The 24,869-nt window shown below is 72.6% G+C and carries 26 protein-coding genes; 11 read left to right on the forward strand and 15 right to left on the reverse strand.

Annotated elements, in window-relative coordinates:
• Positions 1-59: 59 nt before the first annotated feature.
• Positions 60-302, reverse strand: a complete 243-nt coding sequence (locus tag ACF1BN_RS14535) for a hypothetical protein (RefSeq protein WP_392331957.1) — start codon at positions 300-302, stop codon at positions 60-62.
• Between the two features lie 268 nt (positions 303-570).
• On the opposite strand from ACF1BN_RS14535, the gene ACF1BN_RS14540 reads away from it, so the two are divergent.
• Entirely contained in the window at positions 571-1,425 is an 855-nt protein-coding gene (locus tag ACF1BN_RS14540) for an ABC transporter substrate-binding protein (protein WP_392331958.1), read from the forward strand.
• A gap of 198 nt (positions 1,426-1,623) precedes the next feature.
• Here ACF1BN_RS14540 and ACF1BN_RS14545 read toward each other — a convergent pair whose 3' ends face one another.
• Positions 1,624-2,049 carry a MerR family transcriptional regulator gene (locus ACF1BN_RS14545; protein ID WP_392332294.1) on the reverse strand — a complete coding sequence of 142 codons (426 nt, stop codon included), beginning with the start codon at positions 2,047-2,049 and terminating at the stop codon, positions 1,624-1,626.
• Positions 2,050-2,236: 187 nt separating this feature from the next.
• On the reverse strand, positions 2,237-2,836 hold the full coding sequence (locus tag ACF1BN_RS14550) for a hypothetical protein (protein ID WP_392331959.1): 600 nt from the start codon (positions 2,834-2,836) through the stop codon (positions 2,237-2,239).
• A 267-nt stretch (positions 2,837-3,103) separates the two neighbouring features.
• Between ACF1BN_RS14550 and hemL the strand changes: the two genes are divergently transcribed.
• The 8 genes from hemL to ACF1BN_RS14590 all read left to right on the forward strand — a co-directional run bounded on the left by hemL (position 3,104) and on the right by ACF1BN_RS14590 (position 11,694).
• Positions 3,104-4,411 (forward strand): glutamate-1-semialdehyde 2,1-aminomutase, encoded by a 1,308-nt coding sequence (gene hemL / locus ACF1BN_RS14555; RefSeq protein WP_392331960.1) that lies wholly within the window; start codon positions 3,104-3,106, stop codon positions 4,409-4,411.
• Positions 4,408-5,118 carry a histidine phosphatase family protein gene (locus ACF1BN_RS14560; protein WP_392331961.1) on the forward strand — a complete coding sequence of 237 codons (711 nt, stop codon included), beginning with the start codon at positions 4,408-4,410 and terminating at the stop codon, positions 5,116-5,118. Before hemL ends, ACF1BN_RS14560 begins: the two co-directional genes overlap by 4 nt.
• Before the next feature lie 544 nt (positions 5,119-5,662).
• The gene (locus ACF1BN_RS14565; protein ID WP_392331962.1) at positions 5,663-6,919 is read left to right on the forward strand and encodes a hypothetical protein; all 1,257 of its coding nucleotides are present in this window, start codon (positions 5,663-5,665) and stop codon (positions 6,917-6,919) included.
• A gap of 77 nt (positions 6,920-6,996) precedes the next feature.
• Positions 6,997-7,611 (forward strand): TlpA family protein disulfide reductase, encoded by a 615-nt coding sequence (locus tag ACF1BN_RS14570; RefSeq protein ID WP_392331963.1) that lies wholly within the window; start codon positions 6,997-6,999, stop codon positions 7,609-7,611.
• Positions 7,612-7,617: 6 nt separating this feature from the next.
• Positions 7,618-8,355 carry a cytochrome c biogenesis CcdA family protein gene (locus ACF1BN_RS14575; protein ID WP_392331964.1) on the forward strand — a complete coding sequence of 246 codons (738 nt, stop codon included), beginning with the start codon at positions 7,618-7,620 and terminating at the stop codon, positions 8,353-8,355.
• A 3-nt stretch (positions 8,356-8,358) separates the two neighbouring features.
• A complete protein-coding gene (locus tag ACF1BN_RS14580) occupies positions 8,359-10,053 on the forward strand; it encodes a cytochrome c biogenesis protein ResB (protein ID WP_392331965.1) in 1,695 nt (564 codons plus the stop codon).
• A complete protein-coding gene (ccsB, locus tag ACF1BN_RS14585; protein ID WP_392331966.1) occupies positions 10,050-11,129 on the forward strand; it encodes a c-type cytochrome biogenesis protein CcsB in 1,080 nt (359 codons plus the stop codon). The genes ACF1BN_RS14580 and ccsB overlap by 4 nt, the downstream gene beginning before the upstream one ends.
• Positions 11,130-11,166: 37 nt before the next feature.
• Positions 11,167-11,694 carry an SRPBCC domain-containing protein gene (locus ACF1BN_RS14590; RefSeq protein ID WP_392331967.1) on the forward strand — a complete coding sequence of 176 codons (528 nt, stop codon included), beginning with the start codon at positions 11,167-11,169 and terminating at the stop codon, positions 11,692-11,694.
• Between the two features lie 4 nt (positions 11,695-11,698).
• On the opposite strand, the gene ACF1BN_RS14595 is transcribed toward ACF1BN_RS14590, so the two are convergent.
• The 7 genes from ACF1BN_RS14595 to ACF1BN_RS14625 form a co-directional block, all read right to left on the reverse strand.
• Positions 11,699-13,177 carry an MFS transporter gene (locus ACF1BN_RS14595; protein ID WP_392331968.1) on the reverse strand — a complete coding sequence of 493 codons (1,479 nt, stop codon included), beginning with the start codon at positions 13,175-13,177 and terminating at the stop codon, positions 11,699-11,701.
• An 85-nt stretch (positions 13,178-13,262) separates the two neighbouring features.
• On the reverse strand, positions 13,263-14,417 hold the full coding sequence (locus ACF1BN_RS14600) for an aromatic acid exporter family protein (RefSeq protein WP_392331969.1): 1,155 nt from the start codon (positions 14,415-14,417) through the stop codon (positions 13,263-13,265).
• A gap of 252 nt (positions 14,418-14,669) precedes the next feature.
• Entirely contained in the window at positions 14,670-16,202 is a 1,533-nt protein-coding gene (locus tag ACF1BN_RS14605; RefSeq protein ID WP_392331970.1) for an ABC transporter substrate-binding protein, read from the reverse strand.
• 4 nt (positions 16,203-16,206) lie between these two features.
• A complete protein-coding gene (locus ACF1BN_RS14610; RefSeq protein WP_392331971.1) occupies positions 16,207-18,258 on the reverse strand; it encodes a hypothetical protein in 2,052 nt (683 codons plus the stop codon).
• A 125-nt stretch (positions 18,259-18,383) separates the two neighbouring features.
• Positions 18,384-19,292, reverse strand: coding sequence for an isopenicillin N synthase family dioxygenase (locus ACF1BN_RS14615; RefSeq protein ID WP_392331972.1), 909 nt, complete (start codon positions 19,290-19,292; stop codon positions 18,384-18,386).
• The gene (locus ACF1BN_RS14620; protein ID WP_392331973.1) at positions 19,285-19,737 is read right to left on the reverse strand and encodes a nucleoside deaminase; all 453 of its coding nucleotides are present in this window, start codon (positions 19,735-19,737) and stop codon (positions 19,285-19,287) included. The genes ACF1BN_RS14615 and ACF1BN_RS14620 overlap by 8 nt, the downstream gene beginning before the upstream one ends.
• 31 nt (positions 19,738-19,768) lie before the next feature.
• Positions 19,769-20,053 (reverse strand): GntR family transcriptional regulator, encoded by a 285-nt coding sequence (locus tag ACF1BN_RS14625; RefSeq protein ID WP_392331974.1) that lies wholly within the window; start codon positions 20,051-20,053, stop codon positions 19,769-19,771.
• Between the two features lie 307 nt (positions 20,054-20,360).
• Here ACF1BN_RS14625 and ACF1BN_RS14630 point away from each other — a divergent pair, with 307 nt between their 5' ends.
• Entirely contained in the window at positions 20,361-20,699 is a 339-nt protein-coding gene (locus tag ACF1BN_RS14630) for a hypothetical protein (protein ID WP_392331975.1), read from the forward strand.
• Between the two features lie 113 nt (positions 20,700-20,812).
• Here ACF1BN_RS14630 and ACF1BN_RS14635 read toward each other — a convergent pair whose 3' ends face one another.
• The 3 genes from ACF1BN_RS14635 to ACF1BN_RS14645 all read right to left on the reverse strand — a co-directional run bounded on the left by ACF1BN_RS14635 (position 20,813) and on the right by ACF1BN_RS14645 (position 22,571).
• The gene (locus ACF1BN_RS14635; protein WP_392331976.1) at positions 20,813-21,097 is read right to left on the reverse strand and encodes a helix-turn-helix domain-containing protein; all 285 of its coding nucleotides are present in this window, start codon (positions 21,095-21,097) and stop codon (positions 20,813-20,815) included.
• Positions 21,084-21,833, reverse strand: coding sequence for a DUF6879 family protein (locus ACF1BN_RS14640; protein ID WP_392331977.1), 750 nt, complete (start codon positions 21,831-21,833; stop codon positions 21,084-21,086). Before ACF1BN_RS14640 ends, ACF1BN_RS14635 begins: the two co-directional genes overlap by 14 nt.
• A 120-nt stretch (positions 21,834-21,953) precedes the next feature.
• Complete coding sequence (locus tag ACF1BN_RS14645; RefSeq protein WP_392331978.1) at positions 21,954-22,571, reverse strand: flavodoxin family protein; 618 nt, start codon at positions 22,569-22,571, stop codon at positions 21,954-21,956.
• Positions 22,572-22,742: 171 nt separating this feature from the next.
• On the opposite strand from ACF1BN_RS14645, the gene ACF1BN_RS14650 reads away from it, so the two are divergent.
• On the forward strand, positions 22,743-23,663 hold the full coding sequence (locus tag ACF1BN_RS14650; RefSeq protein WP_392331979.1) for a DMT family transporter: 921 nt from the start codon (positions 22,743-22,745) through the stop codon (positions 23,661-23,663).
• On the opposite strand, the gene ACF1BN_RS14655 is transcribed toward ACF1BN_RS14650, so the two are convergent.
• Complete coding sequence (locus ACF1BN_RS14655; RefSeq protein WP_392331980.1) at positions 23,575-24,447, reverse strand: LysR family transcriptional regulator; 873 nt, start codon at positions 24,445-24,447, stop codon at positions 23,575-23,577. The two genes, ACF1BN_RS14650 and ACF1BN_RS14655, sit on opposite strands and share 89 nt — an antisense overlap.
• A 37-nt stretch (positions 24,448-24,484) precedes the next feature.
• Positions 24,485-24,865, reverse strand: a complete 381-nt coding sequence (locus ACF1BN_RS14660; protein ID WP_392331981.1) for a PLD nuclease N-terminal domain-containing protein — start codon at positions 24,863-24,865, stop codon at positions 24,485-24,487.
• Positions 24,866-24,869: the final 4 nt, after the last annotated feature.

The following is a 24,869-nucleotide window of genomic DNA, read 5'->3' on the forward strand; positions in this document are numbered from 1 at the left end:
TCCCTGCCCGAGCCCCTCCGCGGGAGGGCGGGCGGGGAAGCGGTGGGACCGGCCGGGCGTCAGCGCAGGCGACCCGTGGAGGTCAGGGAGAGGCGGGAGACGACCTGGCCGAAGGCGAGCTCCTCCGCCGGGGTCAACGGCACCGACTCCTGGGGGTGCCAGACGCGGTCCATCGGCGTCAGCGCGCGGTTCCGGCGGGCGCGGGCGCGCAGGCCCGCCGCCAGCCACACGCCCGTCGCGACCGCGAGCACGGCGAAAAGGGTGAGGACACGGGGGTCGGAGAACTGGCCGGGCACGGACATGGCGTTCACTCCAGAGCGAAAGGGCCGGCGCGCGGCGCACGCACCGGCAGGCGGCGTGCGGGCACGGCGGAACAGGCGATTCCTACGGCTTCCTCCCGACCTGCTCAGTTAACACCACCCTGGGGGACTTTCGGCAGGGGGGTACGGGACCAAAGTCCCGGACAGCGGGGAGCGGGCGAGCGGGTCGGGCAGGCCCTCTTGTGCCGGGCGGGGAACCGTTCGAAGGTGGCGGCGGAGGCATATGTCCGGCCGGGGAGGGAGCAGCCACATGTCCGGAACGGGTGCGCACGGATGGGGTTTCACGGACGACAGGGGGGCGGAGCTGGGGGCGCCGGAGAGGCCCGCGCGGGTGGTGGCCTACGTGCGGGCCGGAGCCGCCCTGCTCGACATGGGGGTGACACCGGTCGCGGTGTACGGCTCCGGGCACGACGGGGTCGAGGCGGACCCGGCGAAGGACGGCGGGCTGGCGGCGGCCGGGGTGCCGTACCTCGGGCCGGGGCGGGCGCTGGACGAGCAGCGGCTGCGGGAGCTTCGCCCGGAGCTGGTGGTGGACGTCACGTACGACGGGAAGAGCCCGTACGCCCTGGACGAGGAGCTCGCCGATCGGGTGGGGGTGCCGCTGGCGGCGCTCTCCGTCGGCAACGATCTGAGCCTGTCGGCGATCATCGGCCGCTTCGGGGAGCTCGGGGCGGCGCTCGGCGCCCCGGACACCCGGCCGGGCGGCGGTGGGCTGGTGGAGGCGGAGGCGGCGGTGCGGGCGGCCGCCGGGGCGGCGGGGACCGGGTTCGGGGTGCTGGCGCTCTCCGGGGGCGGTCCGGAGCAGGTCTACCTGGCGCGCCCGGGGGCCTGGCCGGAGCTGGCGCGGCTCGCCGGGCTCGGAGTCCGGCTGGTCGACCCGGGGCCGGGACCCGGCGCGAACTGGCTGACCACGGGGTGGGAGCGGGCCCTCGACCTCGCCCCCGCGCTGGTCCTCTACGACAGTCGGGCCCATGCGAACAGGCCCGAGGGTCCGGAGCGGCTGCCGACGGGCGCGCGGCTGGTGCCGTGGAACCCGGAGATCCCGCCCAGCCCCGCCGCGTACGCCCGCTTCTTCCGGGCCCTGGCAGAGGCCCTTGCCGCCTGACGGCCCCGCGGGGCCGGGCCTGCGGCGCGCGGCTGGGGCCTGCGGCCTGTGGCTGGGGCCTGGGGTAGGCCCGGCCGCACGGGTGTCCTCCGCCGACCGCACGGGTGCCCTCCGCCCCGGGGCTGCCCATCGATCGCCCGATGCCGACGCTGCTGCCGCTGCCGCCGTCGGTTCCGACGCTGGTGCCGGGGGCGCGGGTCAGGTGGTGAGGCGGGAGCGGAGGGAGGCGGCGAACTCCTCGGCACGGGCCAGTTGGGCGCGGAGGTCGGCGACATGGGCGGCGGCGGCGTCCTCGTAGCGGCGGACGCGGGTGACGAGGGCGTCGCGTTCGGCCGGTTCGAGTTCGCCGTCGGTGCCGGGGAGGTCGGCGGCGAGGCGGTCGACCGACGTGAGGAGTTCGCGGGTCTCGTCGAGGCCGAAACCGAGCGGCTGCATGCGGCGGATCACCATCAGGCGGGCCACGTCGGCCTCCGTGTAGAGCGGGAAGCCGCCCTCCGAGGCCGCCGAGGGGACGACGAGTCCGCAGTCCTCGTACTGGCGGATGGTGCGCAGGGGGAGTTCGGTGCGGGCGGCGACCTCGGCGATCTGCATGGGTCCGCCGCTCGCGGCGCGAACGCCGGGCATGCGGGGCGCGGACGCCCGCGCTCCTCCGGTCGGGCCGACGCCTCCGGTCACTCCGGCCGCTGTGGTCACTCCGGTCACGACAGGTCCTCCTCGCACGGTGCCTCTGTGAACCAACATCCATGCATTAGATCCGATTCATCAGAATTTCAGGCGCTATGACGGTCGGAAACGCGGAGAGAGGCAGCCGTCAGGGCCAGACCAGGCAGTACGGATGGTGGCCGGCCTCGTGGAGGCGGACGGAGAAGTCCTGCCACTCGTGGAGCAGCTGGTAGACGTCGAAGGCGTCGCGCGGGCCGCCTCGGTCGGGGACGGTGGACCAGATGAAGGCGGCGGCGCCGACCGACTCCTCGCCGATCGCGCGCAGCGGGTCGACGACGGTCGTGGGGAGCTTCACCACGGCGTAGTCGGGGTGCAGGACGACCAGTTCCAGCGGGGGGACCTTGTTCAGCGGCAGGCCCTGGATGCCGGTGAGGACCATCGCCGCTATCGTCTCGGGCTTGATCTTGGAGAACATGCCGCCCATGCCCAGCTCGTCGCCGCCGAGCTCCTCCGGGCGCATCGAGATCGGGACCCGGGCCGCCGTGGCGCCGTCGGGCGCGCCGAAGTACTTGTACGTCACGGCCAATCTGCGGCCTCCGAGGGGCGGATCCGCCGGCGTCTGCTCGGGGGATGCGCGATTGTCCGGCGCGGACGGGTCCTCGGCCCGTCGCCGCCGGTGCCTCCCCCGCCGGACAGGCTCCGGACCCAGGTCGTCCGTCCCCTCGCCCGGCCCGCCACCGCGATGCATATCTCCACCCGACTGCTGTTTCTCGGCAACACGACCCCGCCGCGCAACCCGATCATCGTGTCAGTGACCTCCCCCGCGTTCCTGCGGTGAAACACCTGTCCGCAAGAATCGCCGCGGCCTCTGACACCATGGAACGCGTGAGCCAACCCCATGAGGTCCCTGCCGCCACAGTTTCGCAGACGCGGAGGCAGGCCGCCCCGGCGTGATGCACAGGGTGCCCACACCGTCCCTCCGTACCAGACGTCGTACTCGCAGGTCAGGATCACTGTGTCGTATTCATACGAAGCCCCAGTCTCACAGACGCTTTTCGACCGCGCGTCCCTTGTGACGCCCGGCGGCGTGAACTCACCGGTGCGGGCCTTCCGGGCTGTGGGCGGTACGCCCCGGTTCATGGTGTCCGGCACCGGTCCGTACCTCACGGATGCGGACGGTCGCGAGTATGTCGACCTCGTCTGCTCCTGGGGGCCGATGATTCTCGGCCACGCCCACCCCGAGGTGACCGCCGCCGTGCAGGCCGCGGTGGCCCGCGGTACCTCCTTCGGCACGCCCGGTGAGGGCGAGGTGGCGCTCGCCGAGGAGATCGTGGCCCGGATCGAGCCCGTCGAGCAGGTCCGGCTCGTCTCCTCCGGCACCGAGGCGACGATGTCGGCCATCCGGCTCGCCCGCGGATTCACCGGGCGCGCGAAGGTCGTCAAGTTCGCCGGCTGCTACCACGGGCACGTGGACGCGCTGCTCGCCGCCGCCGGCTCCGGTGTCGCCACCCTCGGCCTGCCCGACACGCCCGGCGTGACCGGCGCGCAGGCCGGCGACACGATCGTGCTGCCGTACAACGACCTGGAGGCCGTGCGGGCCGCGTTCGCCGCGCACCCCGGCGAGATCGCCTGTGTGATCACCGAGGCCTCGCCCGGCAACATGGGCGTCGTCCCGCCGCTGCCCGGCTTCAACCAGGGGCTCGCGGACCTGTGCCGGGAGAACGGCGCGCTGTACATCTCCGACGAGGTCATGACCGGCTTCCGGACGAGCCGCGCCGGCTGGTACGGCGTGGACGGCGTGAAGCCCGACCTGATGACCTTCGGCAAGGTCATGGGCGGCGGCTTCCCGGCCGCGGCCTTCGGCGGCCGGGCCGACGTCATGGGCCACCTCGCCCCGGCCGGCCCGGTCTACCAGGCCGGCACGCTCTCCGGTAACCCGATCGCCACCGCCGCCGGGCTCGCGCAGCTGCGGCTGCTCGACGACGCCGCGTACGAGAAGGTGAACGCGGTCTCGAAGGAGATCCAGGGCCTCGTCGCCGACGCGCTCGGCAAGGAGGGCGTGGCGCACCGGCTGCAGACCGCGTCCAACATGTTCTCGGTCTTCTTCACCGCCGACGAGGTGCGGAACTACGACGACGCGAAGAAGCAGGAGGCCTTCCGCTTCAACGCCTTCTTCCACTCGATGCTCGCGGACGGCGTCTACCTGCCGCCGTCGGCCTTCGAGTCGTGGTTCGTCTCGGCCGCGCACGACGAGCGCGCGATCGAGCGGGTCGCCGCGGCCCTGCCGGCCGCCGCGCGTGCCGCCGCGGAGGCCGGCGCATGAGCGAGCAGGTGAAGAGCGAGCAGGTGAAGAGCGACCAGGACATCACCGTCGTCCACCTGATGCGCCACGGCGAGGTGCACAACCCGGACGGCGTGCTGTACGGGCGCCGGGCCGGCTACCACCTCTCCGAGCTGGGCCGGAAGATGGCGGACCGGGTGGCGGAGTCGCTGGCCGAGCGGGACGTCACGTACGTCGTCGCCTCCCCGCTGGAGCGGGCGCAGGAGACGGCCACGCCGGTCGCCAAGTCGCACGGCCTGGACCTGGCCACCGACGCGCGGCTGATCGAGGCGGCGAACGTCTTCGAGGGCAAGACCTTCGGGGTCGGCGACGGGGCGCTGCGCCGGCCGGCGAACTGGAGGCACCTCACCAACCCGTTCCAGCCGTCCTGGGGCGAGCCGTACATCGAGCAGGTCGTGCGGATGATGGGCGCGCTGGACGCGGCCAAGGACGCGGCGCGCGGGCACGAGGCGGTGCTGGTCAGCCACCAGCTGCCGATCTGGATCGTGCGGTCGTTCGTCGAGCGGCGCCGGCTGTGGCACGACCCGCGGCGCCGGCAGTGCACGCTCGCCTCGCTCACCTCGTTCACGTACAAGGGCGACAAGATCGTCTCGGTCGGGTACAGCGAGCCGGCGATCGACCTCGTGCCGGTGCACCTGCGGGCCGGCGCCAAGCCGGTGAAGGGCAAGCAGAAGGCCTTCGGGGCGTAGCCCCGGATCCCGCGCGGGGCCGTTCGCCCGGCCCCGCGCGGGCCGCCCTCCGGGCCCCCGAGGGGCCGCCCCTCCAGGCCCCCGCCAGGGCCGCCCCTCCGGGCCCCGCCAGGTCACCCCTGAGAGCCCCCTCCGCCCTTCCGCGGCCGTTCCCCCGGATCCCGCGCGGGGGACTTCCCCCTCGCTCCCGGACCCGCGCGGGCCTGTTCCTCCGCAATCCCGGATACCGCGCGAGCGAGTTCCTCCTCACCCCCGGATCCCGCGCGGGCGAGTTCCTCCTCACCCCCGGACCCCTCACGGGCTGTCCCCCCCCCCAGGGTCCCGAGTTCCCCGCCCGGACCCCCGCCCGGACCCCCTTCCCACGGTCTGCCAGGCTTGACGGGGCATTGTCAGAGCGACATCGTCAACACGGCTGGAGAATGGTCACTCTTCAGTCACGTTGAAATTTTTGTGCGATTTGCCGGAACCTCCGTGTTCCTCCCCGCATCTCACTCATTGTCGGTTTGGATGATGTTTCGTGCGTCACAGCGTGAATGGGGATGCCATGCGCGGGTTCAGTCGAAGGAGCCTGATCGGGGCGGGAGTCGGGGCCGCGGCGGCCCTGGGGATCGCCGGGTGCAGCGACAAGGGTCAGGGCGGTACGGGCAGTTCCGGCCCGGACAAGGGCGGCGCTCCGTCCACCGGCGGACCGTCCAGCACTCCGGCCCCCACCAAGGACGACGTCCGCCTCATCGGGGACGGCTCCACCGCGGACACCGGCAAGCAGCCGCACCAGCCCGACGCCCCCGTCCCGCTCGAACCGGGCCAGACCCCGCCGCAGTTCGTGGTCTTCTCCTGGGACGGCGCCGGCGAGGTCGGCAACGGCCTCTTCCCCCGCTTCCTCGAACTGGCCCGCAACCACGACGCGGCCATGACCTTCTTCCTGTCCGGCATCTACCTGCTGCCCGAGTCGAAGAAGAACCTCTACCGCCCGCCGAACAACCGCGTCGGCGCCTCCGACATCGGCTACCTCACCGACGACCACATCAAGGACACCCTCAAGTACGTCCGCCAGGCCTGGCTCGACGGGCACGAGATCGGCACCCACTTCAACGGCCACTTCTGCGGCGGCTCCGGATCCGTCGGCAACTGGACTCCGGCGCAGTGGCAGAGCGAGATCGACCAGGCGGTGAAGTTCGTCACCGAGTGGAAGACGAACAGCGGCTGGACCGACCTCGACCCGCTGCCCTTCGACTACTCCAAGGAGCTCGTCGGCGGCCGCACCCCCTGCCTCCTCGGCCAGGACAACCTGCTGCCCACCGCCAAGCGCCTCGGCTGGCGCTACGACGCCAGCTCGCCCGGCGGCCGCCAGACCTGGCCCGTCAAGCGCAAGGGGATCTGGGACTTCCCGCTCCAGGCCGTGCCCTTCCCCGGGCACTCCTTCGAAGTCCTCTCCATGGACTACAACATGCTCGCCAACCAGTCGAAGAACTCGACCAAGGGCATGCCGTCCCGCTATCCCGGCTGGCGCAAGCAGGCCACCGACGCGCTGGTCGGCGGCTTCACGCGCGCGTACGAGTCGAACCGCGCGCCCTTCTTCGTCGGCAACCACTTCGAGCAGTGGAACGGCGGCATCTACATGGACGCCGTCGAGGAGGCGCTCAAGGCGATGGCCGGGAAGAAGGACGTCCGGCTCGTGTCGTTCCGCCAGTTCACCGACTGGATGGACGTCCAGGACCCCCGTATCCTCGACCGTCTGCGCGGCCTCGACGTCGGCCAGAAGCCGGCCGGCGGCTGGCGCACCTATCTCACGGCCGCTTAGGCGATCTTGACAAGGGGCGTTTTGGGCACGTAGGGGGGTGCCCAAGATCCCCCAAACGCCCATGCGAAACTTTTCACATGAGCCTTAGCCGTGGCCTCCGCCGTGCCCCCCGACGCGCCCTCGCCGCCGTCGGCGTGCTGTCCGCCGCCCTCGCGCTCTCCGCCTGCGGCGGCGAGGACAACGGCACCACCGGCGGCAACGACACCAACTTCGTCACCAGCAAGGGCGGCATCTCCACCGTCCCCAAGGGCGAACGCGCCGACATCAAGCAGATCGCCGGCGAGACGCTGGAGGGCGAGAAGCTCGACGTCGCCGACCTCAAGGGCAAGGTCGTCGTCCTCAACGTCTGGGGCTCCTGGTGCGGCCCCTGCCGTGCCGAGGCCCCCCACTTCACCAAGGTGGCGAACGAGCTCAAGGGCGAGGACGTGGCCTTCGTCGGCCTCAACACCCGCGACGCCAACAAGCAGCAGGCGCTCACCTTCGAGGCCGACTACAAGGTGCCCTACCCGAGCATCTACGACCGGGACGGCAAGCTGATCCTCTTCGGCTTCCCCAAGGGCACCCTCAGCCCCCAGGGCATCCCCTCCACCGTCATCCTCGACAAGCAGGGCAAGATCGCCGCCCGCGCGGTCATGGCCATCGACGACACCAAGCTGCGGTCCATGATCGACCCGCTGCTCAAGGAGAAGTGAGGGCCGGTGAACGAGACCGTCACCAGCGGAGCCCTCCTGCTCGCCGTCCCCATCGCCCTCCTGGCCGGCCTGGTCTCCTTCTTCTCGCCCTGCGTGCTGCCGCTCGTCCCCGGCTACCTCAGCTACGTCACCGGCGTCTCCGGCACCGACCTCGCCGACCAGCGCCGCGGCCGGATGGCCGCGGGATCGCTCCTCTTCGTCGCCGGCTTCACCGCCGTCTTCGTCTCCGGCGGCGCCCTCTTCGGCTACTTCGGCTCCACGCTCCAGGAGTACAGCTCCACGCTGAGCACCGTCCTCGGCGTCTTCATGATCCTCATGGGGCTCTTCTTCGCCGGTCTGATGCCCTGGTTCACCCAGCGCGAGTTCCGCTTCCACCGGAAGCCCGTCACCGGCCTCCTCGGCGCGCCCGTCCTCGGCGCGCTCTTCGGCATCGGCTGGACCCCGTGCATCGGCCCGACGCTCGGCTCGGTCAACGCGCTCGCCCTCGACCAGGCCAGCGCCGGACGCGGAGCCCTCCTCGCCCTCGCGTACTGCCTCGGCCTCGGCGTCCCCTTCGTCCTCGCCGCCATCGCCTTCCGCAAGGCCCTCGGCGCGTTCGGCTGGGTCAAGAAGCACTACGTGTGGGTCATGCGGATCGGTGGCGCCATGATGATCGTCACCGGTGTCCTCCTCCTCACAGGCGTCTGGGACAGCATGGTCTCCACGATGCAGAGCTGGTCCGGCGACTTCACGGTGGGAATCTGATCGATGAGCAAGACGGAAACGACCGACACCGAGCGCGCGACCGCCGACGAGGCCGCCGGCGCGGACCTGTCCACCGCGCCCAAGGAGGAGTCCGGCACCGGGATCACCGGCGGCCCCACCCTCGGGATCATCGGCTGGATCCGCTGGTTCTGGCGCCAGCTCACCTCCATGAGGGTGGCGCTGATCCTGCTCTTCCTGCTCTCCGTCGGCGCGGTCCCCGGCTCCCTCATCCCGCAGTCCGGCGTGGACGAGATGAAGGTCGCCGACTTCAAGGCGGCGCACGAGACCCTCACCCCGATCTACGAGAAGCTCCAGCTCTTCGACGTCTACAGCTCGGTGTGGTTCTCCGCGATCTACATCCTGCTCTTCGTCTCCCTCATCGGCTGCATCGTCCCGCGCACCTGGCAGTTCGTCGGCCAGCTCCGCGGCCTGCCGCCCGGCGCCCCCAAGCGGCTCACCCGCCTCCCCGCGTACACGACCTGGCGCACCGAGGCCGGACCCGAGGAGGTCCGCGAGGCCGCCCTCACCGTCCTCAAGGGCCGCCGCTTCCGCGTCCGCGCCGCGGACGACGCCGTCGCCGCCGAGAAGGGCTACCTCCGCGAGGCCGGCAACCTGCTCTTCCACATCGCGCTCATCGTGATGCTGATCGCCTTCGCCTGGGGCCAGCTCTTCAAGTCCGAGGGCGGCAAGCTGATCGTCGAGGGCGACGGCTTCTCCAACACGCTGACCCAGTACGACGACTTCAGGTCCGGCTCCCAGTTCGGCATCGACGAGCTGGAACCGTTCAACTTCACCCTGGACAGCTTCACCGGCACGTACGAGACGAGCGGCCCGCAGCTGGGCACCCCCCGCACCTTCGAGGCCGCCGTCACCTACGTCCGGTCCGACGGCGAGGACAGGAAGGCGATCGTCCGGGTCAACGAGCCGCTCAAGATCGGCGACTCCAAGGTCTACCTGATCGCCCACGGCTACGCGCCCGTCGTCACCGTCAGGGACCGCGGCGGCAAGGTCGTCTTCAACGGCGCCGTCCCGCTGCTGCCCATCGACAACAACATCACCTCGACCGGCGCGATCAAGGTGATGGACGGCTACCGGAACAAGGAGGGGAAGAAGGAGCAGCTCGGTTTCAAGGCGTTCTTCGTGCCCACCTTCGCCGGTGCCGGCGAAGGCACCATGTTCTCCCAGTTCCCCGCCCTCGCCGACCCCGTGATGGCCCTCACCGGCTACTACGGGAGCCTGGGCGTCGACGCCGGCCTGCCGCAGAACGTGTACCAGCTCGACACCACCAAGATGAAGCAGTTCAAGCTCGACGAGGGCACCGGAGTCGCCAAGCGGCTGGCGCCCGGCATGACCATGACGCTGCCCGACGGCGCCGGCTCGATCACCTTCGAGAAGGAGATCAAGGAATGGGCGAGCTTCCAGGTCTCGCAGCAGCCGGGCAACGGCCTCGCCCTCGCCGGAGCGCTCGCCGCCATCGCCGGACTCACCGGCTCGCTCTTCATCCAGCGGCGCCGGATCTGGGTCCGCGCCGTCCGCGGTGAGGACGGCGTGACCGTCGTCGAGATGGCGGGCCTCGGCCGCAGCGAGTCCGCCAAGCTGCCCGAGGAGCTCGCCGATCTCGCGGTCGCGCTCACCGCCACGGCGCCCCCGGCGCCCGAACCTGCCGAAGCAGAAGCATCAGAAGGGGTCGAGAAGTGATCCTCGCCGCCGAGACCAACGAAGGCCTGGCGACGCTCAGCAACGAGCTCGTCTACGCCTCGATGGCCGTGTACACCCTGGCCTTCCTGGCCCACATCGCCGAGTGGGTCTTCGGCAGCCGCAGCAAGGTCGGCCGCACGGCCGCCGCGCTGACCGGGACCGCCGCCGAGCCCGCGAAGGTGACCGTCCAGGTCCAGCGGGCCGGTGGCACCACCGTCCTGGACCGGCCCAAGGTCGTCACCCGTTCCGCCTCCGGCGCCCGCGACGTCCCCGACGGCCCCGGCGCCGCCGGCGGCACGGTCAAGGGCGACCTGTACGGCCGGATCGCCGTCTCGCTGACCGTCCTCGCCTTCGCCCTGGAGGCGGCCGGCGTGGTCACCCGCGCGATCTCCGTGCAGCGCGCCCCCTGGGGCAACATGTACGAGTTCTCCACCACCTTCTCCACGGTGGCGGTCGGCGTGTACCTGGCGTTCCTGCTCGCCAAGAAGAACGTCCGCTGGATCGGCCTGCCGCTGGTGACGACGGTCCTGCTCGACCTCGGCGTCGCCACCACCCTGCTGTACACCGAGAGCGACCAGCTGGTGCCGGCGCTCGACTCGTACTGGCTGTGGATCCACGTCTCCACCGCGATCTTCTGCGGCGCCGTGCTCTACCTGGGCGCCGTGGCCACCCTGCTGTACCTCTTCCGCGACTCGTACGAGAACAAGCTCGCGAACGGCGGCACGCCGAGCGGCTTCGCCCGCTCCGTGCTGGAGCGGCTGCCCGCCGCCGCGACCCTCGACAAGTTCGCCTACCGGGTCAACGCGGCGATCTTCCCGCTGTGGACCTTCACGATCATCGCGGGCGCCATCTGGGCCGGCGACGCCTGGGGCCGCTACTGGGGCTGGGACGCCAAGGAGGTCTGGTCCTTCATCACGTGGGTCGGCTACGCCGCCTACCTGCACGCCCGGGCCACGGCCGGCTGGAAGGGCCGCAAGGCCGCGTACATCGCGCTCGTCGCCTTCGGCTGCTTCCTCTTCAACTACTACGGCGTGAACATCTTCGTCACCAGCAAGCACTCCTACGCCGGCGTCTGAGCTGGCACGGCCCCCCTCGGGGGGCCACGCTGGAGGTATGAGCGAGATACCCCGGGGCAGGAGCGAGACCCACGACGGCGACACGCACCTGCTGCGGTACGAGGTCGAGCTGCCGCACCCGCAGGCCGTGGTGTGGGCGATGGTCGCCTCCCCCGAGGGGCTGCCGTCCTGGCTGTGCGCGGCGGACCCGCTGGAGCCGCGGCTCGGCGGAGAGGTCACGCTCCGCTGGCTGAACGGCGAGACCGAGCTCTCCGGACGGGTCACCGCCTGGGACCCGGACCACGTGGCCGAGTACACGGTCGGCGCCCCGCACGGACGGATCCGCTTCCATCTGGACCCGGCCGGGGACGGGGCGTCGACCGTGCTGCGTTTCACCAACGAGATGCGCGGCGACCGGGAGCTGCTGCTCGACTGCCTGGCCGGCTGGCACGACCACTTCGAACGGCTGCGGGACGCGCTGGACGGCCGCCCGACGGACTGGCGGCAGTGGACGACCGGGCGCTGGAACGAGCTGCGGGAGCTGTACGAGCGGGACGCGGCGCCCTGGCCGAGATGGGTCCCCTGAGGGCTCAGGGCTTCTTGTCCGCCCGGACCACCGACAGAGGTTCGGCGATGTCCTCCAGGGAGCGGCGCTCCGCGTTCACCGCGAGGAAGGCCGCCACCAGGCCCGCGGCGCACATCAGTCCGGCGCCGATCTGGAAGGCGAGCACCGTGTCGCCGACCACGCCCGACTCGGTCAGCTCGGCGAAGATCAGCGGGCCGCTGATGCCGCCGGCCGCCGTGCCCAGCGCGTAGAAGAAGGCGATGGCCATGGCGCGGGTCTCCATCGGGAAGATCTCGGACACGGTCAGATAGGCGCTGGACGCCCCGGCCGAGGCGAAGAACAGCACCACGCACCAGCAGGCGGTCAGCGTCGTCGCCGACAGCGAGCCCCGGTCGAAGAGCCACGCCGTCCCGAAGAGCAGCAGACCGGAGAGCAGGTACGTGCCCGAGATCATGATCCGGCGGCCGACGGTGTCGAAGAGCTTGCCGAGCAGCAGCGGCCCCAGGAAGTTGCCCGCCGCGATCACCGCGAAGTAGTAGCCGGTGCTGCCGGTCGGCACGTCGTAGAAGGTGATCAGGATGGAGCCGAAGCCGAAGGTGATCGCGTTGTAGAGGAACGCCTGGCCGATGAAGAGCGACAGGCCGAGGGCGGCGCGGCGCGGGTAGTGGCCGAAGACGGTCTTGGCGATCGTGCCGAAGCCGATGCTCAGGCGCTGGTGAATGGTGATCTCGCCGGCCGGCGGCGGCAGCTCCGAACCCTTCTCCGCCTCGATCTCCCGCTCGACCGAGGAGACCAGCTCCTCGGCCTCCTCGCCGTGGCCGTGGATGAACTGCCAGCGTGGGCTCTCCGGGACGTGCCGGCGCACCAGCAGGATGACCAGGCCCAGGACGACGCCGAGGGCGAAGCTGAGCCGCCAGCCGAGGTTCTGCGGGAAGATGTCGGTGTCCAGCATGACGACGGACAGCAGCGCGCCGCCGATGGCGCCCAGCCAGTAGCTGCCGTTGATGATGAGGTCGACCCGTCCCCGGTAGAGGGACGGGATCAGCTCGTCGATCGCGGAGTTGATGGCCGCGTACTCACCGCCGATGCCGAAGCCGGTCAGGAAGCGGAAGAGGAAGAACCACCAGGACTCGAAGGACAGCGCCGTCATCGCCGTGGCGCCGAGGTAGACGGCCAGGGTGATCATGAAGAGCTTCTTGCGGCCGTATCTGTCGGTCAGCCATCCGAAGAACAGCGCGCCCGAACAGGCGCCCGCCACGTAGAGCGCGGCGGCCACGCCGGTGACCTGGGCGGCGGTGATGTCGAGGCCGCTGCCCTCCTCGGCCAGCCGGCCGGCGACGTTGCCGACGATGGTGACTTCGAGCCCGTCGAGGATCCAGACGGTGCCCAGGCCGATGACGATCATCCAGTGCCATCGGGACCAGGGAAGGCGGTCGAGCCGGGCCGGTACGGCGGTGGTCACCGTTCCCGTCCCGCGGCTCGCGGAAGACGACGCCGCGCTCATGGTTCTCCTCTCGTCGGTGGCGCGGGTACCCCCTGCGCTCCCGGTCATCCGTCCGGGGTGGTTCCCCCGGGCCGTGGTGTGCCGTTCATCCCGCGGCGCGGGTCCGGCGGGGCCTCCAGCGGTCGCGGAGGGTGAGCCGGTCGCGGCGGTCGCGGCGCTCGCGGACCTGCCGGTCCAGCTCCTCCATCAGCCGGCGGCCCCGGTGCTCGGGGTCGAGTTCGTCGAGGATCCGGTCGACCTCGGCGAGCAGCGCGCCGTACAGCTGCCAGCGGCCGGGGTCGGCGAGGGCGAGGGCGAGGAGCCGGTCGGCGGCGTCGTCCCGGCAGGCGCGGGCCGCCCGCAGCTCGCCCGCGAGGCGGGTCTCCGCCGCCTCCGCGTCCTCGCTGCCCCGGGAGGTGACGAGGACGGCGAAGCTGACGAGGGCGTCGGCGGTGTACTGGGCGGTCTCCCGGACGGCGAGGGCGGCCCGGTCCGGCAGGAGCGCGTCCCCGTCCCGGTGCTTCGCCAGGTCGGTGAGGGTGCGGGCGAGGACCCGGAGGACCACGGCGCAGATCTCCAGGGTGTCCAGGCCGGTGCGGAGCACCACCCGGTGGAGGAGGCCCTCCTTGACGCGAGGGTTGAGCCGCAGGCTGTCCTCGGCGGTGCGCAGGGCCCCGTCGACGTCGGCGACGTCGTTGTCGAGGCGGCGGGCCTCGTGGAGCCGGGCGGCGGCCTGCTCGACGGGCGGCGCGCCGGTGAACTCGTCCGCCACGTCCAGGAGGAGCAGCCGCATCCGCCGGGCGAGGTCCTCGATGGAGTCGCCGGCGGTGTCGACCCAGACGGGCGGGGCGAGGAACAGGTTGAAGAGCATGCCGACGACCGCGCCGATGAGGGTTTCCAGGACGCGGTCCCAGGCGGTGTCGGAGACCTGGGTGACGCCGAGGACGAGCATGGCGCTGATCGCGACCTCGGGGACGAACTCCTCGACCCGGACGACCCGCCCGACGAGCAGCGAGGCCAGGATCACCAGGGCGAGGCTCCACCAGGACAGGCCGACGACGGCGCTGAACGCGATGGCGATGAGGACGCCGACGACGACGGCGTTCACCCGCCGGAGGCTGGTGGTGAGGGTGGAGTAGAGGGTGACCTGGACGACCAGGAGGGCGGTGAGGGGCGCGGTGAGGGGGACCGGTTCGCTGCTGAGGCGGAGGGCGACGACGTAGCTGAGGGTGGCCGCCGCCGTGGACCGCACGGTCTGCACGGCGAAGGGGTCGCGGCGCAGGCGCGCGAGGCGCCCGTCCCTCCGGTCCCGTCCGGCCCGGCCACGGGCCCCGTCCGGCCCCGGTCCACCCCGCGCCCCGCCTCGTACCGGGCGTCCGTCCCGCTCTGTCCCGCCGCGCGCCACGCCCCCACCTCGTCCCGTCGCCTCGCCCGCCCCGCAGGGGCTGTCAGGACGACCGCCTGCCCGGACGGCCGCGGACTCATGCGCGGATACGTCCGGGCGGCCCCGGGATCACCCCCGCTTCGGGGGGAGGCAGGTCTCGGCCGGGGGCTTGCCCTCGGGCCAGGCCATCTGGACGAAGCGCTGGGTTCCGTCGGCGGCGAGTTCCACGATGGGGACCGCCTTGTTGTACGGGTTGCCGTGGTTGTCCAGGCAGATCCAGCCGCTCGCGCCCTTCACCCGCAGCGAGCCCTTGACCTGCGGCCACTGGGTGCCGACGTCGGCGAGCTCCGGGTAGGGGGCGTCGGCCGGGGTGGCCTGGCGGATCGCGTGGACGGCCGTGGCCATCGCGTCGTAGGCGACGATCGCCTGCCCGTCGCGGAGCGGCACCGGCTTCTGGTCGGCGCGGGTGATGTCGTGCAGGAAGGTCTCGAAGTCGGCGGTCGAGCCGCCGGTGGCCGGCACCGGCCGGCCTTGCGCGGACCGCCAGGCGTCGGGGTGGGCGAGCGCCGCGTAGCGGACGGTCAGCTTCTTGCCGAGGGCCGCGCGGTTCAGCTTCTCGTCGGCGCCGAGGTACGAGCCCTCGTCGCCGGTCAGGACGGTGAAGGCGCGGTCGGCGCAGCCGCGGGAGCCGAGCGCGTTGATGAACTGGCGCAGCTGGGTGTGGCGGCCGGCGAAGAAGACGGTCTCGGCGCGGGTGTCGCAGATCAGGTGGGTGATCTGGCGGAAGGTGTTGGCGGTGTTGCCCTCCTCGGTGTTGTCCTCCGGCGAGGTGTAGAGCTGCGGCTCGTAGGGAGCGCCCTTGAGGGAGGCGGCGAAGGCGGACCGCAGGGTGTCGATGTAGTGGTCGCCGGTGCGGGAGTCCTGCACGAGGATCGCGCGGGCGGCGTCGACCTTCCCGAAGTGGGCGAGGGCCTTCGCTTCGTCGCTGTTGGTGGGGGAGACCCGGGCGAGGCCGGGGAAGCGGTCGCGGCCGGGGCCGTTGGCGAGGTCGTCGGCGGTGATGGTGGTGCCGACGACGGCGATCCCGGCGCCGGTGAGGGCGGTGACCGCCTCCCGCACCTCGGCGGAGGAGGTGGCGACGCCGGAGACGGCGCGGAGCCGGTCGGGGGCGCCGGTCATGGCGGTGAGCCGGTCGACGACGGTCCGCCAGTGGGCGTTCTTGTTGCCGGTGTTGGCGAGGACCAGCCGGATCTTGGGGGTCTCGCTGTTGGACTCGTGGTTGGCCCGGTACTGCTGGGCGTACGCGCCCTGGAGCTCGCGGAGGATCTTCTCGGCGGTGCCGGGGTCGGTGGCGGTGATCGGGAGGAGGAGGGCGACGGTGGCGTACTCGTCGGTCTTGAGCCCGGCGTTCTCGCGGCCGATGGCGGTGGTGATCGCGGTGAGGGCGGGGACGCGGAAGTCGTGCCCGGTGCCGTTGACGCCGACGCACTCCGCGCTGTCCGCGGGCCGGGCGACCCCGGGCGCGCAGGAACGGTCCTCCGGCTTGACGATCAGATAGGCGCCCCAGCCGCCGAGGCCGAGGACGAGCAGGGCGGCGACGAAGGCGCTGAGGAGCTTCTGCCGGGGTGTCCAGAAGAAGCGGCGGCGCAGGCGGTCGAGCATGTCGTCAGACTCCGTCCTCGCGTCCCGGCGGCAGCGACAGCTCCCGCCAGGCGCGGATGTCCCGCGGCCAGTGGCCGGCGGCGTCCCACAGTGGACCGCTGCCGGTGAGGTGGCGGCCGGAGAGCCGGCGCAGTTCGTGCGCCAGCCGGTCGGCGACCTCCTCGTCGGGCAGCGCGAGCGGATCGCTGAGCAGCCATACGGCGTGCAGCAGCCGCCGCAGGGAGAGGTGCAGTTCGGCGGAGTCGGGGTCGAGTCCGTCGGGGAACGCCCGGTCGGGGTCCTGACCGAGGGCGACGGCCCGGCGCGGGTCGGGTCCGGTGCGGTTCCGCTCGCGCGGGTACGGGGCGGAGGCGACGAACCGCAGCACGCCGAGCCAGCCGAGGACGTCGGGGCCGGGGAAGGTGAGCCGGAGGTGGGCGACGGCCTCGGCGGTCTCGCCGAGCGCGAGGTCGTGGTGGAGCCGGTACGGCCCGGGCTGCGGCCCGTAGTGACGCCGCAGCGTCTCGTGGACGGCCCGCCAGGAGGAGTACGCGGGGTGGTCGTCGTCCTCGAAGCGGAGCCGGTGCAGCAGCAGGGCGCGCAGCAGCGGGTCGCCGACGAAGCGGCCGGGGTGCTCGGCCCAGTGCTCGGCGCGGAGCCGGTCGCGGACCCGGAGGGCGACGTCGCCGTCGAAGGACTCGGCGGGCAGCCGGGCCTGGGCGAGGCGGCGGGCGGACTCCTCGTCGTGGGCGGCGGACAGGACCGCGTACGGGCCGGGCCGGGGGACCGGGAGGAGGGCGGCGAGCAGGGCGGGGGCGACCGGCACCGGGGCGCTGTCCTCGCGGAGTTCCACGGTGAGGTCGAACAGGCCGCCGGGGGTGAGGGCGGCGCGGACGGCGGGCGGGGCCTCGCCGGCGGCGCGGGCGAGCAGGTCGACGCCGAGGGGCCGGCCGCCGGTGAGCCGGTGGACGCCGCGGGAGAGGTCGGCGGGGGCGCGGCCGGCCGGGTCGTGGTGGTCGAAGGCGGCGCGGGTCTGGGTGGGGGTGAGCGGGGTGAGCTCCACGGCGAGGAGCCCGGAGCCGACCCGGCTGGTGCGCGGGCAGGGCGCCTGGTGGGCGGTCTCGGGGAGCCGGACGCGGCCCGCGTGGCGGAGGGCCTGGTGGTCGTGGAGCCGGGAGGCGGCGAGGACGACGGTGTGGTCGCGGCGGCCGTCGGCGCGGGCGCGCAGAATCGGTTCGACGAGGGCGCGGCCGACCGGCTCGTGCGCGTTGTCGAGGAGCAGCAGGGGTCTGCCCACGCGGCTGCCGCGGCGCAGCCCGGTGTAGGCGTGGTGCAGGTCCTCGGTGAGGGTGACGGCGAGGAAGGCCTCGGCCTCCTCGCGACGCGGCCCGCCCTGGGCGAAGTCGACGGCGAGCTGCTGGAGTCCGGCGCGCCCGCGCCCGCCGGCGTTGCGGTAGCCGCCGAACCAGTCGTCGGGGGCCTGCCGGAAGCGGTTGAAGAACTCCTCGACGACGGTCTCGACGGTCGCCTCGGCGACCAGCCCGGCGAAGGGGGCGCCGGTCTCGGCGGCGGTGCCGGCGAGCTTGGCGAGGACCCTGCCGACCCAGGCGGCCGCGGCCGCCCGGCCGGCGTCCACGGTGGCGAGCAGCGGGCCGAGCCGCAGGAGGTCGCGGCGGGCCCGTTCGTCGTCCTCGCGGGTCCAGCCGACGGAGGTGACGGCGACGAGTCCGAGCGAGAGCCGGGGGAAGGGCACCGGCTTGACGGTGTCGCCTCGCTTGGAGAGCTGGACGGCCAGTTCGGCGAGGGCGCCGGTGACCGGGGACCAGCCGGCCCCGTGGTCGGCCGGCTCCTCGACGGCCGCGCAGTCGAGGAGGGCGAGCGGGGTGAAGCCGAGGTAGCGGTTGCGCACTTCCTTGAGCAGCACGGTCTTGCCCATGCCGCGGCCGCCGGTGAAGACGGTGACGGGCGGGTCCTCGCCGTGCTCGAAGGGCACCCGCCCCTGGCCGTTCGGTCCGAGCCCGATGAGCCGCGCGGCGAGTCCGCGTGGATCGAGGACCGCCTCGCGGCCGTACAGCATTCTCCGCACCCGCCACCCCCGTCGCAGTCAACTCAAGGATATCGACGGTGTGTTGGGATCTGGAGAGGGATTTCGAGTCTGTTGTCGAGCTGTTGCGGAGAGTGGTGGGACAGGGTGAGGGGTCGTCAGTCCGCGGCGATGGCGTCGAGCCGTTCCCGCAGGTAGGCGTGGGACTCGATGCCGTTGATCGTCGTCCCGGGCGCGCACTCGTAGAAGTACACGAGCGACATCAGCTCCTCGGTCGGGGCGTCGGCCGGCGGCGGCAGCACCCGGTGCCGCCCCGAGCGCCACCGCCCGCCGGTCCAACCCGCCATCAGATCACCGATGTTGACCGTGAAGGCGTCGGGGTCGTACGGCGCGTCCTGCCAGCCTCCGGCCTCCGAGAAGACCTGGAGGCCGCCCTTGCCCGCCTGCCGGTCCAGGACGGTCACCGTCCCGAAGTCCGTGTGCGGCCCGATCCGGAACTGGCCCGGCTCCGGGACCCCCGTCCGCTCCCGCCCCGGGTACCAGTTGATGTTGAAGCCGTACGTGGGGTGCCCGGTGTGCCGGGTGAAGAAGTCGCGCTCCTCGCCGAGCGCCGTCCCGAGCAGGTCGAGCACCCGGTCCGACAGCGCCTTCATCTCCGCCAGGTACGTCTCCACCAGCGCCCGCAGCCCCGGCACCTCGGCGGGCCAGGTGTTCGGAAGGAACCACTCGGCGTCCACCGCCGGGTCGCCGGTCGGCTCCTCCGCCGCGAAGGACAGCGACTCCTTCAGGTCCGGCGGCGTCGCCGTGCCCTCCGCGTGGCCGTTGGCCTCCGCGCCCGGTCCGAGCCAGCCGCGCCCGCCGACCCGCACGGCGTACGGCTCCTTGACGGCGGCCGGCAGGTGGAAGAAGGTCCGCGCCGTCCTCCGGATGGCGTCCCGCAGCGCGGGGTCCACCCCGTGTCCGGCGACGAGCAGGAACCCGGCCTCGCGCAGGGCGCGGTCCACGGCGGGCAGCTGCGGGCCGGGGTCGCGGGCCAGGTCGATGGTCGGGAGCCGGGCCTCAGTCATGGCCGATGTCCTCGTTCCACAGGTCGGGGTGGCGCGCGACGAACGTCCGCATCAGCTCGACGCACGCGGGATCGTCCAGCACGACGACCTCGACGCCGTGCCCGGCCAGCCAGTCGTGCCCGCCGTGGAAGGTCCTGGCCTCACCGACGACGACCCGCGAGATCCCGAACTGCCGCACGAGCCCGGAGCAGTACCAGCACGGCGACAGGGTGGTGACCATGGTCGTCCCCCGGTACGACCGCTGCCGTCCGGCCCTCCGGAAGGCGTCGGTCTCCGCGTGCGCCGACGGGTCCCCGTCCTGCACGCGCCGGTTGCGCCCGCGCCCGAGCGGCGTCCCGTCGGCCCCGTAGAGCGCGGCACCGATCGGAACCCCGCCCTCACCGAGCCCGGCCCGCGCCTCGTCGAGCGCGGTGGCGAGCCACTGGCGCGCCAGTTCGTGATCCATGCGGGGAGCCTTCCCCGTGGCGACGCGAGTGTCACGCCCGGGGCGCGGCCCATCCCTCCGGGAGGGGATCGACGACGAACGTGCCCTTGCCGTGCACGGTGACGATCAGTCCCCGCTCCCGCAGGACGCCGGCCGCGCGGCGGACGGTGAGGTAGGCGACCCCGTACTCCGTGGCGAGATCCCGCTCAGCGGGCAGCCGGGCGCCCGCGACGAGCTCACCGGCCGCGATGCGGGCGGCGATGTGATCGGCCACCGCGACGTAGACCAGCTGGGGGCCCTGGGGGTTGAACTCGGGGATCTGGCTGCTGTCGGTCACACGACCAACGTAAGCATCGAAGACCTGTGCGAACCCCTGGTGAGCTATGCAGAGCTATACATGCCTTATAGGCTCGTGCGACACACAAAGACCCCGGCGAGGTGGCTAGACCTCCCGGGGCATGGCCACCAACTACCAACGGAGTTGATGACGTGCGGAACCTTATCGTGCACGCGCTGATCCCCTTCCTTCCTCTCTTCCTCCACCTGCTCGTGCCGGCGGCCCAACGGCGCCGTCGGTGGACCTTGTGGCTGGCCACGGTCGGGGTGGACGTCGACCGCCGGAACATCCACGCCGGGGCCGCCCGATGAGCCGCTGCGGGGCCCGGCGGTCCGTGTGCGCCGTCGCCGAGACGGTCCGGCCGGTGTGGGGCGGCTCGGTCTGCGTGCTCGACGCGGGCCACGACGGCCTGCACCGCGACCGCGCGGGCGACGGCTGGTGGGTGACGCCGGAGATCGCCGACGCGGTGAGCGTGTCCCTGCTGGCCGGAGCCCTCGCCCCGGAGCCCGAACCCGAGTTCCGCTCGCCCCGTTGCATCGTCGGCCGCCACGACCGCTGCCGCGACCACGCCCCCCGCGACAGCGGCGTACCGGGGGTGCAGTACCTGGTGTGCGGGTGCGCCTGCCGTGCCGGCGGCCGGGCATGAGGGGTGGCAGGAGCCGACGGTTCATCCCGCTCCCCGAGCGGGCTCCCGCCGCACTGCGGGCGGCCCTCGCCATCGCCGCTCCCGAGCGGCTGCTCCGCCGCTTCCGGCGTGGCCTATCGCGCCCTGACGCCCCGGACGAGCAGGGTCCCCGTGCGCTTTCCCGCCGGGGGTGCGATCACCTCGGCCGTGACGTCCGAGAATCCGGCGTGCCGGAGAAGTTCCGCCCAGGTGGCGGGCTCGTAGTCCCACCGCTTGCCGGACTGGAGTCGTGACACTTTGGACGGGTGCCAGCCGAGGCGCCGGGCGAGCTCCTTTCCGTTCAGGCCCGCCTCGGCGCGCAGCTCGCGGAGGCGGGCGGCGAGGGCTTCGCGGCCGGACTGGAAGTCAGTGCTGCTCACATGCGGAACGTACCCGCCTCGTGCAGTCGGCGGTGGGGACCGCGTGGTGCCAGGCGGCGTCCCGTGCCTGGCAGGCGGTGGCGACCTCGGCCGGGTCCTCCGAGACGACGACGCCGAGGGTGGTGTCGTGCTCGTCGAAGACGAAGCGGACGAGGGTGCGGGAGTCGAAGAGCCAGAAGTCGTCCTCCGGCAGGCGTAGTCGCTTTGCCTGGGAGCGGGTCAGGGTGCGGATGTCCTCGCCCGCCGCGATGTTTCCGGGGGCGGTGGCGAGGAGGAACTCCTGTCCCTCCGTGAGGGGTTCGTCCACCAGGCGTACGCGCTCGAAGCGCTTTCCCGCCGCCACCTGACTCCGGACGTTCTCGCGCCAGGCGTTGGGGGGCTCGGCGGTGATGTCGGCGCCCGCCTTCCAGCGTTCCCACTTCGCGCCGCGGCGGTCCGTCGCGTAACCGCGACGGGTCTCCAGGCGCCACGCGGTGTGCGCGAAGTCGGCGAAGAGACCGCTGACGTCCGCGAACGGGACCATGGCGCGGGCCTCGGCGCGCCGGGCGAAGCGGGTCAGCAGCTCGCGCGGGACGGTCACGAAGGTCTCGGACTCCTTGACATCGCGCAACGCGGCGAGCTGCGCGGGATCCGTGACGCGTTCCCCCTGTACGAGGATGTCGCCCGTGGACTCGACCTCGTACAGGGTGGGGCAGTCGCCGTCCTCACTCGTCGTACCGAGGAACCTGAGGGGCATGTCCGGGCCTCCCTGGGCAGGTGGTGGGAGTCCAGGATGCGCGGGAGCGCGGCGGGACGGGATCGGATTGCGCGGAATTGCGCGCACGGGGCCCGCCCCGCGTCTCTCCTGCCGCGCGTCTCACACCCCCGCGCCCACCGGCTCCTCGTACGGGAAGCGGGCGAAGGGGGCCTCGCGGGCGAAGAAGGTCTGGGCGGCGGTCAGCGCGCGGGTGTCGGCGCGGACGCGGCCGGGGCGGGAGCCCGTGCCGGTGAGGACGCCGCCGAAGCGCATCCGGAGGTAGGCCGCCGACAGGCTCAGGCCGGTGACCAGGCCGTCCGCCACCGCGTGGTCGTCGTCGGCCATGGCCGTGACGCCCCACAGGGTGCCGCCCGCCATGCGCTCCTTGAAGTCCGAGTCCGGCACGTTCAGCCAGCCCGACCAGTAGTCGAGGTAGCGCTTGGTCTGCGCGGAGAGGCTGTACCAGTAGAGGGGGGAGACGATCACGACGTCGGTGGCCTCCACCGTGGCCCGCAGCAGCTCCTCCTCGACCCCGGCGGGCCGGTGGTCGGCCTCGTGCCGGCCGTCCTGGAAGTCCGGCAGGTCCAGCCGGTTGAGGTCCACCCAGCGCTGCCGGACGCCGGCCGGAAGGTGCGCGGCGGCCTCGCGGGCCAGCAGTTCGGAGTTGCCGTCGGCGCGGGAGCTGCCGAGGACGAAGAGGAACGAGCGGTCCGGGCCGGGGGTCGCGTCGAGGGACATGGGGTGTGCTCCTGTCTCGTGGGTGCGCACGGGCGGGCCTGCCCCCGTGCTAACTAGCCCTCGCACGCGGGTATTCCGCCTCCGCCCATCGATTTCTCCGATGGGCCCCATCGGAAGGACGCCCCAGCGGCCCGTGGACCGGTGCCCGCCCCCGTCCGTAGCGTCCTGACCATGAGAAACGAGACCAGGGGAACCCTCGAACTGACCCTCGCCATGGTGCTGTCGGGCACGCTGGGCGTCTTCGTCGTGGAGTCGGGGGCGTCGCCCTTCGAGGTGGTGTTCTTCCGGTGCCTCTTCGGGGCGGTCGCGCTCGGCCTGTACAGCCTGGCCCGGGGCTACCTCACCGGGCACGGCTTCACCGGGCGGTCGTTCGGACTCGCCCTGCTCGGCGGCGTGTTCATCGTCTTCAACTGGGTGTTCCTGTTCGAGGCGTACGCCGCCACCTCGATCTCGCTGGCCACCGTCGTCTACCACACGCAGCCGTTCTTCCTGGTGCTGCTCGGCGCGGTCCTCGCGCGGGAGCGGATCACCGCCGGGACGCTGGGCTGGCTCGCGGTCGCCTTCGCCGGGCTCGTCCTCGTCTCCGGGGTGCGGCCGGGCGACACCGCCTCCCTCGCGGGCCTCGGGTACGCGCTCGCCGCCGCCGTCCTCTACGCCCTCGCCACCTTCGTGACGAAGCGGATCACCGGCGTACGGCCCCACCTCGTCGCCCTCGTGCAGGTCGCCGCCGGAGTGCCGCTGCTCCTGCCCTTCACCGACCTCGGCGCGGTCTCCGGCCTCGGCGCGGGCTGGGCGTGGCTGGCCGGGCTCGGGCTGATCCACACCGGGCTGATGTACGTCCTCATGTACGCGGCCTACGCCAAGCTGCCCACCCCGAAGATCGCGGTGCTCGCCTTCACCTACCCGGCGGTCGCCATGCTGGTCGACTGGGCGGTGTACGGACACCACATCGGGCTCGTGCAGGCCGTCGGCGTCCCGCTGATCGTCCTCGCCGGCCTGAAGGTCACTCTCGCGCGAGCCGCCGCGCCTGCTCCACGAACAGCCGCACATGGGCCGGAAGCCGCTTCCCCCGCCGCCACGCGAGCTGCGTGAAGAGGGTGAACGGCGCCTCCCAGTCCAGCGCCGTGAGCGCCCCGGACGCCAGCTCCTCCTGGACGGCGATCCGGGGCAGCAGCGCGATCCCGAGCCCCGAGGCGACCGCCCGCTTGCTCGCCTCGATGGTGCCGAACTCCAGGAACTCCGGCCGCCACGGCGCCAGCTCCCGCTCGAAGAGGTCCCGGTAGGCGCAGCCCGGCTCGGTGCCGATCAGGCCGGTGGGGGCGAGGTCGGCGGCGGTCAGTCCGGCGCGGCCCGCGAGCGGGTGCCCGGGGGCGGCGACCAGGGCCAGCGGCTCGGGGGCCAGCACCTCGGACTCCAGGCCCTCGTGCTCGGTGCCGGCCTCCATGAGGAAGCCGAGGTCGTACGTGCCCTGCCGCAGCGCCTGCCGGGTCGCGTCGCCGAGCGTGGGGCGCAGCGCGAGCCGGACGGCCGGGTGGCGGTGGTGGACGTACTCCAGGAGCGGCGGGAGCCGGTAGGTGGTGAGGGACTCCATCGTCCCGATGGTGACGGTCCCGGCCGGTTCCCCGGCGGCCACCGCCGCCCGCGCCTCCTCGGCCAGCTCCGCCATGCGGTGCGCGTACGGCAGCAGGCGCTCGCCGGCCTCGGTGAGCCGGATCCGGCCGCCCAGCCGCTCGAACAGCTCGGTGCCGAGCGCGCTCTCCAGGGCTTTGACCTGTGAGGTCACGCTGGACTGGGCGTAGCCGAGCTCGGCGGCGGCGCGGGTGAAGGAGAGGACCTCGGCGACCTTCTCGAAGGTGGCGAGGAGCCGCAGCTCCATCAGGCGCCCGTCCCGGAGGGGCCGTGCGGGGAGGGGATCACGCGTCCTTCTCCTCGTCGCCGTCCTCGCGGCGCTTCAGCTCGTCCTCGCGGCGGCGCAGGTCCGCCTCCCAGTCCTCGAAGAGGGCGTCGTCCCGCTCCTTCTTGTCCTCGGAGAGGGACTTCAGGAACTCCGGATTGTCGTCCGGCGCCACCCAGCCGCCCCGGCCGCCCCGGCCGCCCGGTCCGCCGCCGGCGGCCTGCCGCTTCTTGCCCGCGAAGAGCCACACCACCGGGCCGACCACCCAGAACAGCAGGATGATGATGACCCAGACGACCTTGGGCAGGTGCTTGACCTCGTCCTCGGGGGTGTTCAGGCAGTCGATGAAGGCATAGATCGTCAGTGCCAGCGGCAGAAGGATCATCAGTGCCCTGAGCATGTGG

It is taken from the genome of Streptomyces sp. NPDC014861, assembly GCF_043081625.1.
GTDB lineage: Bacteria > Actinomycetota > Actinomycetes > Streptomycetales > Streptomycetaceae > Streptomyces.

Excerpts from the sequence above, each read along its gene's own strand:
- ACF1BN_RS14595 (WP_392331968.1), bottom strand. The coding sequence starts at position 13,177 with ATGAGCGCGGCGTCGTCTTCCGCGAGCCGCGGGACGGGAACGGTGACC.
- ACF1BN_RS14660 (WP_392331981.1), bottom strand. The coding sequence starts at position 24,865 with ATGCTCAGGGCACTGATGATCCTTCTGCCGCTGGCACTGACGATCTAT.
- ACF1BN_RS14615 (WP_392331972.1), bottom strand. The coding sequence starts at position 19,292 with ATGACTGAGGCCCGGCTCCCGACCATCGACCTGGCCCGCGACCCCGGC.
- ACF1BN_RS14640 (WP_392331977.1), bottom strand. The coding sequence starts at position 21,833 with ATGCCCCTCAGGTTCCTCGGTACGACGAGTGAGGACGGCGACTGCCCC.
- ACF1BN_RS14645 (WP_392331978.1), bottom strand. The coding sequence starts at position 22,571 with ATGTCCCTCGACGCGACCCCCGGCCCGGACCGCTCGTTCCTCTTCGTC.
- ACF1BN_RS14590 (WP_392331967.1), top strand. The coding sequence starts at position 11,167 with ATGAGCGAGATACCCCGGGGCAGGAGCGAGACCCACGACGGCGACACG.
- ACF1BN_RS14630 (WP_392331975.1), top strand. The coding sequence starts at position 20,361 with ATGAGCCGCTGCGGGGCCCGGCGGTCCGTGTGCGCCGTCGCCGAGACG.
- ACF1BN_RS14535 (WP_392331957.1), bottom strand. The coding sequence starts at position 302 with ATGTCCGTGCCCGGCCAGTTCTCCGACCCCCGTGTCCTCACCCTTTTC.
- ACF1BN_RS14550 (WP_392331959.1), bottom strand. The coding sequence starts at position 2,836 with ATGCATCGCGGTGGCGGGCCGGGCGAGGGGACGGACGACCTGGGTCCG.
- ACF1BN_RS14545 (WP_392332294.1), bottom strand. The coding sequence starts at position 2,049 with ATGCCCGGCGTTCGCGCCGCGAGCGGCGGACCCATGCAGATCGCCGAG.
- ACF1BN_RS14620 (WP_392331973.1), bottom strand. The coding sequence starts at position 19,737 with ATGGATCACGAACTGGCGCGCCAGTGGCTCGCCACCGCGCTCGACGAG.
- ACF1BN_RS14580 (WP_392331965.1), top strand. The coding sequence starts at position 8,359 with ATGAGCAAGACGGAAACGACCGACACCGAGCGCGCGACCGCCGACGAG.
- ACF1BN_RS14560 (WP_392331961.1), top strand. The coding sequence starts at position 4,408 with ATGAGCGAGCAGGTGAAGAGCGAGCAGGTGAAGAGCGACCAGGACATC.
- ACF1BN_RS14650 (WP_392331979.1), top strand. The coding sequence starts at position 22,743 with ATGAGAAACGAGACCAGGGGAACCCTCGAACTGACCCTCGCCATGGTG.
- ACF1BN_RS14570 (WP_392331963.1), top strand. The coding sequence starts at position 6,997 with ATGAGCCTTAGCCGTGGCCTCCGCCGTGCCCCCCGACGCGCCCTCGCC.
- ACF1BN_RS14610 (WP_392331971.1), bottom strand. The coding sequence starts at position 18,258 with ATGCTGTACGGCCGCGAGGCGGTCCTCGATCCACGCGGACTCGCCGCG.
- ACF1BN_RS14540 (WP_392331958.1), top strand. The coding sequence starts at position 571 with ATGTCCGGAACGGGTGCGCACGGATGGGGTTTCACGGACGACAGGGGG.
- ACF1BN_RS14565 (WP_392331962.1), top strand. The coding sequence starts at position 5,663 with ATGCGCGGGTTCAGTCGAAGGAGCCTGATCGGGGCGGGAGTCGGGGCC.
- ACF1BN_RS14655 (WP_392331980.1), bottom strand. The coding sequence starts at position 24,447 with ATGGAGCTGCGGCTCCTCGCCACCTTCGAGAAGGTCGCCGAGGTCCTC.
- ACF1BN_RS14605 (WP_392331970.1), bottom strand. The coding sequence starts at position 16,202 with ATGCTCGACCGCCTGCGCCGCCGCTTCTTCTGGACACCCCGGCAGAAG.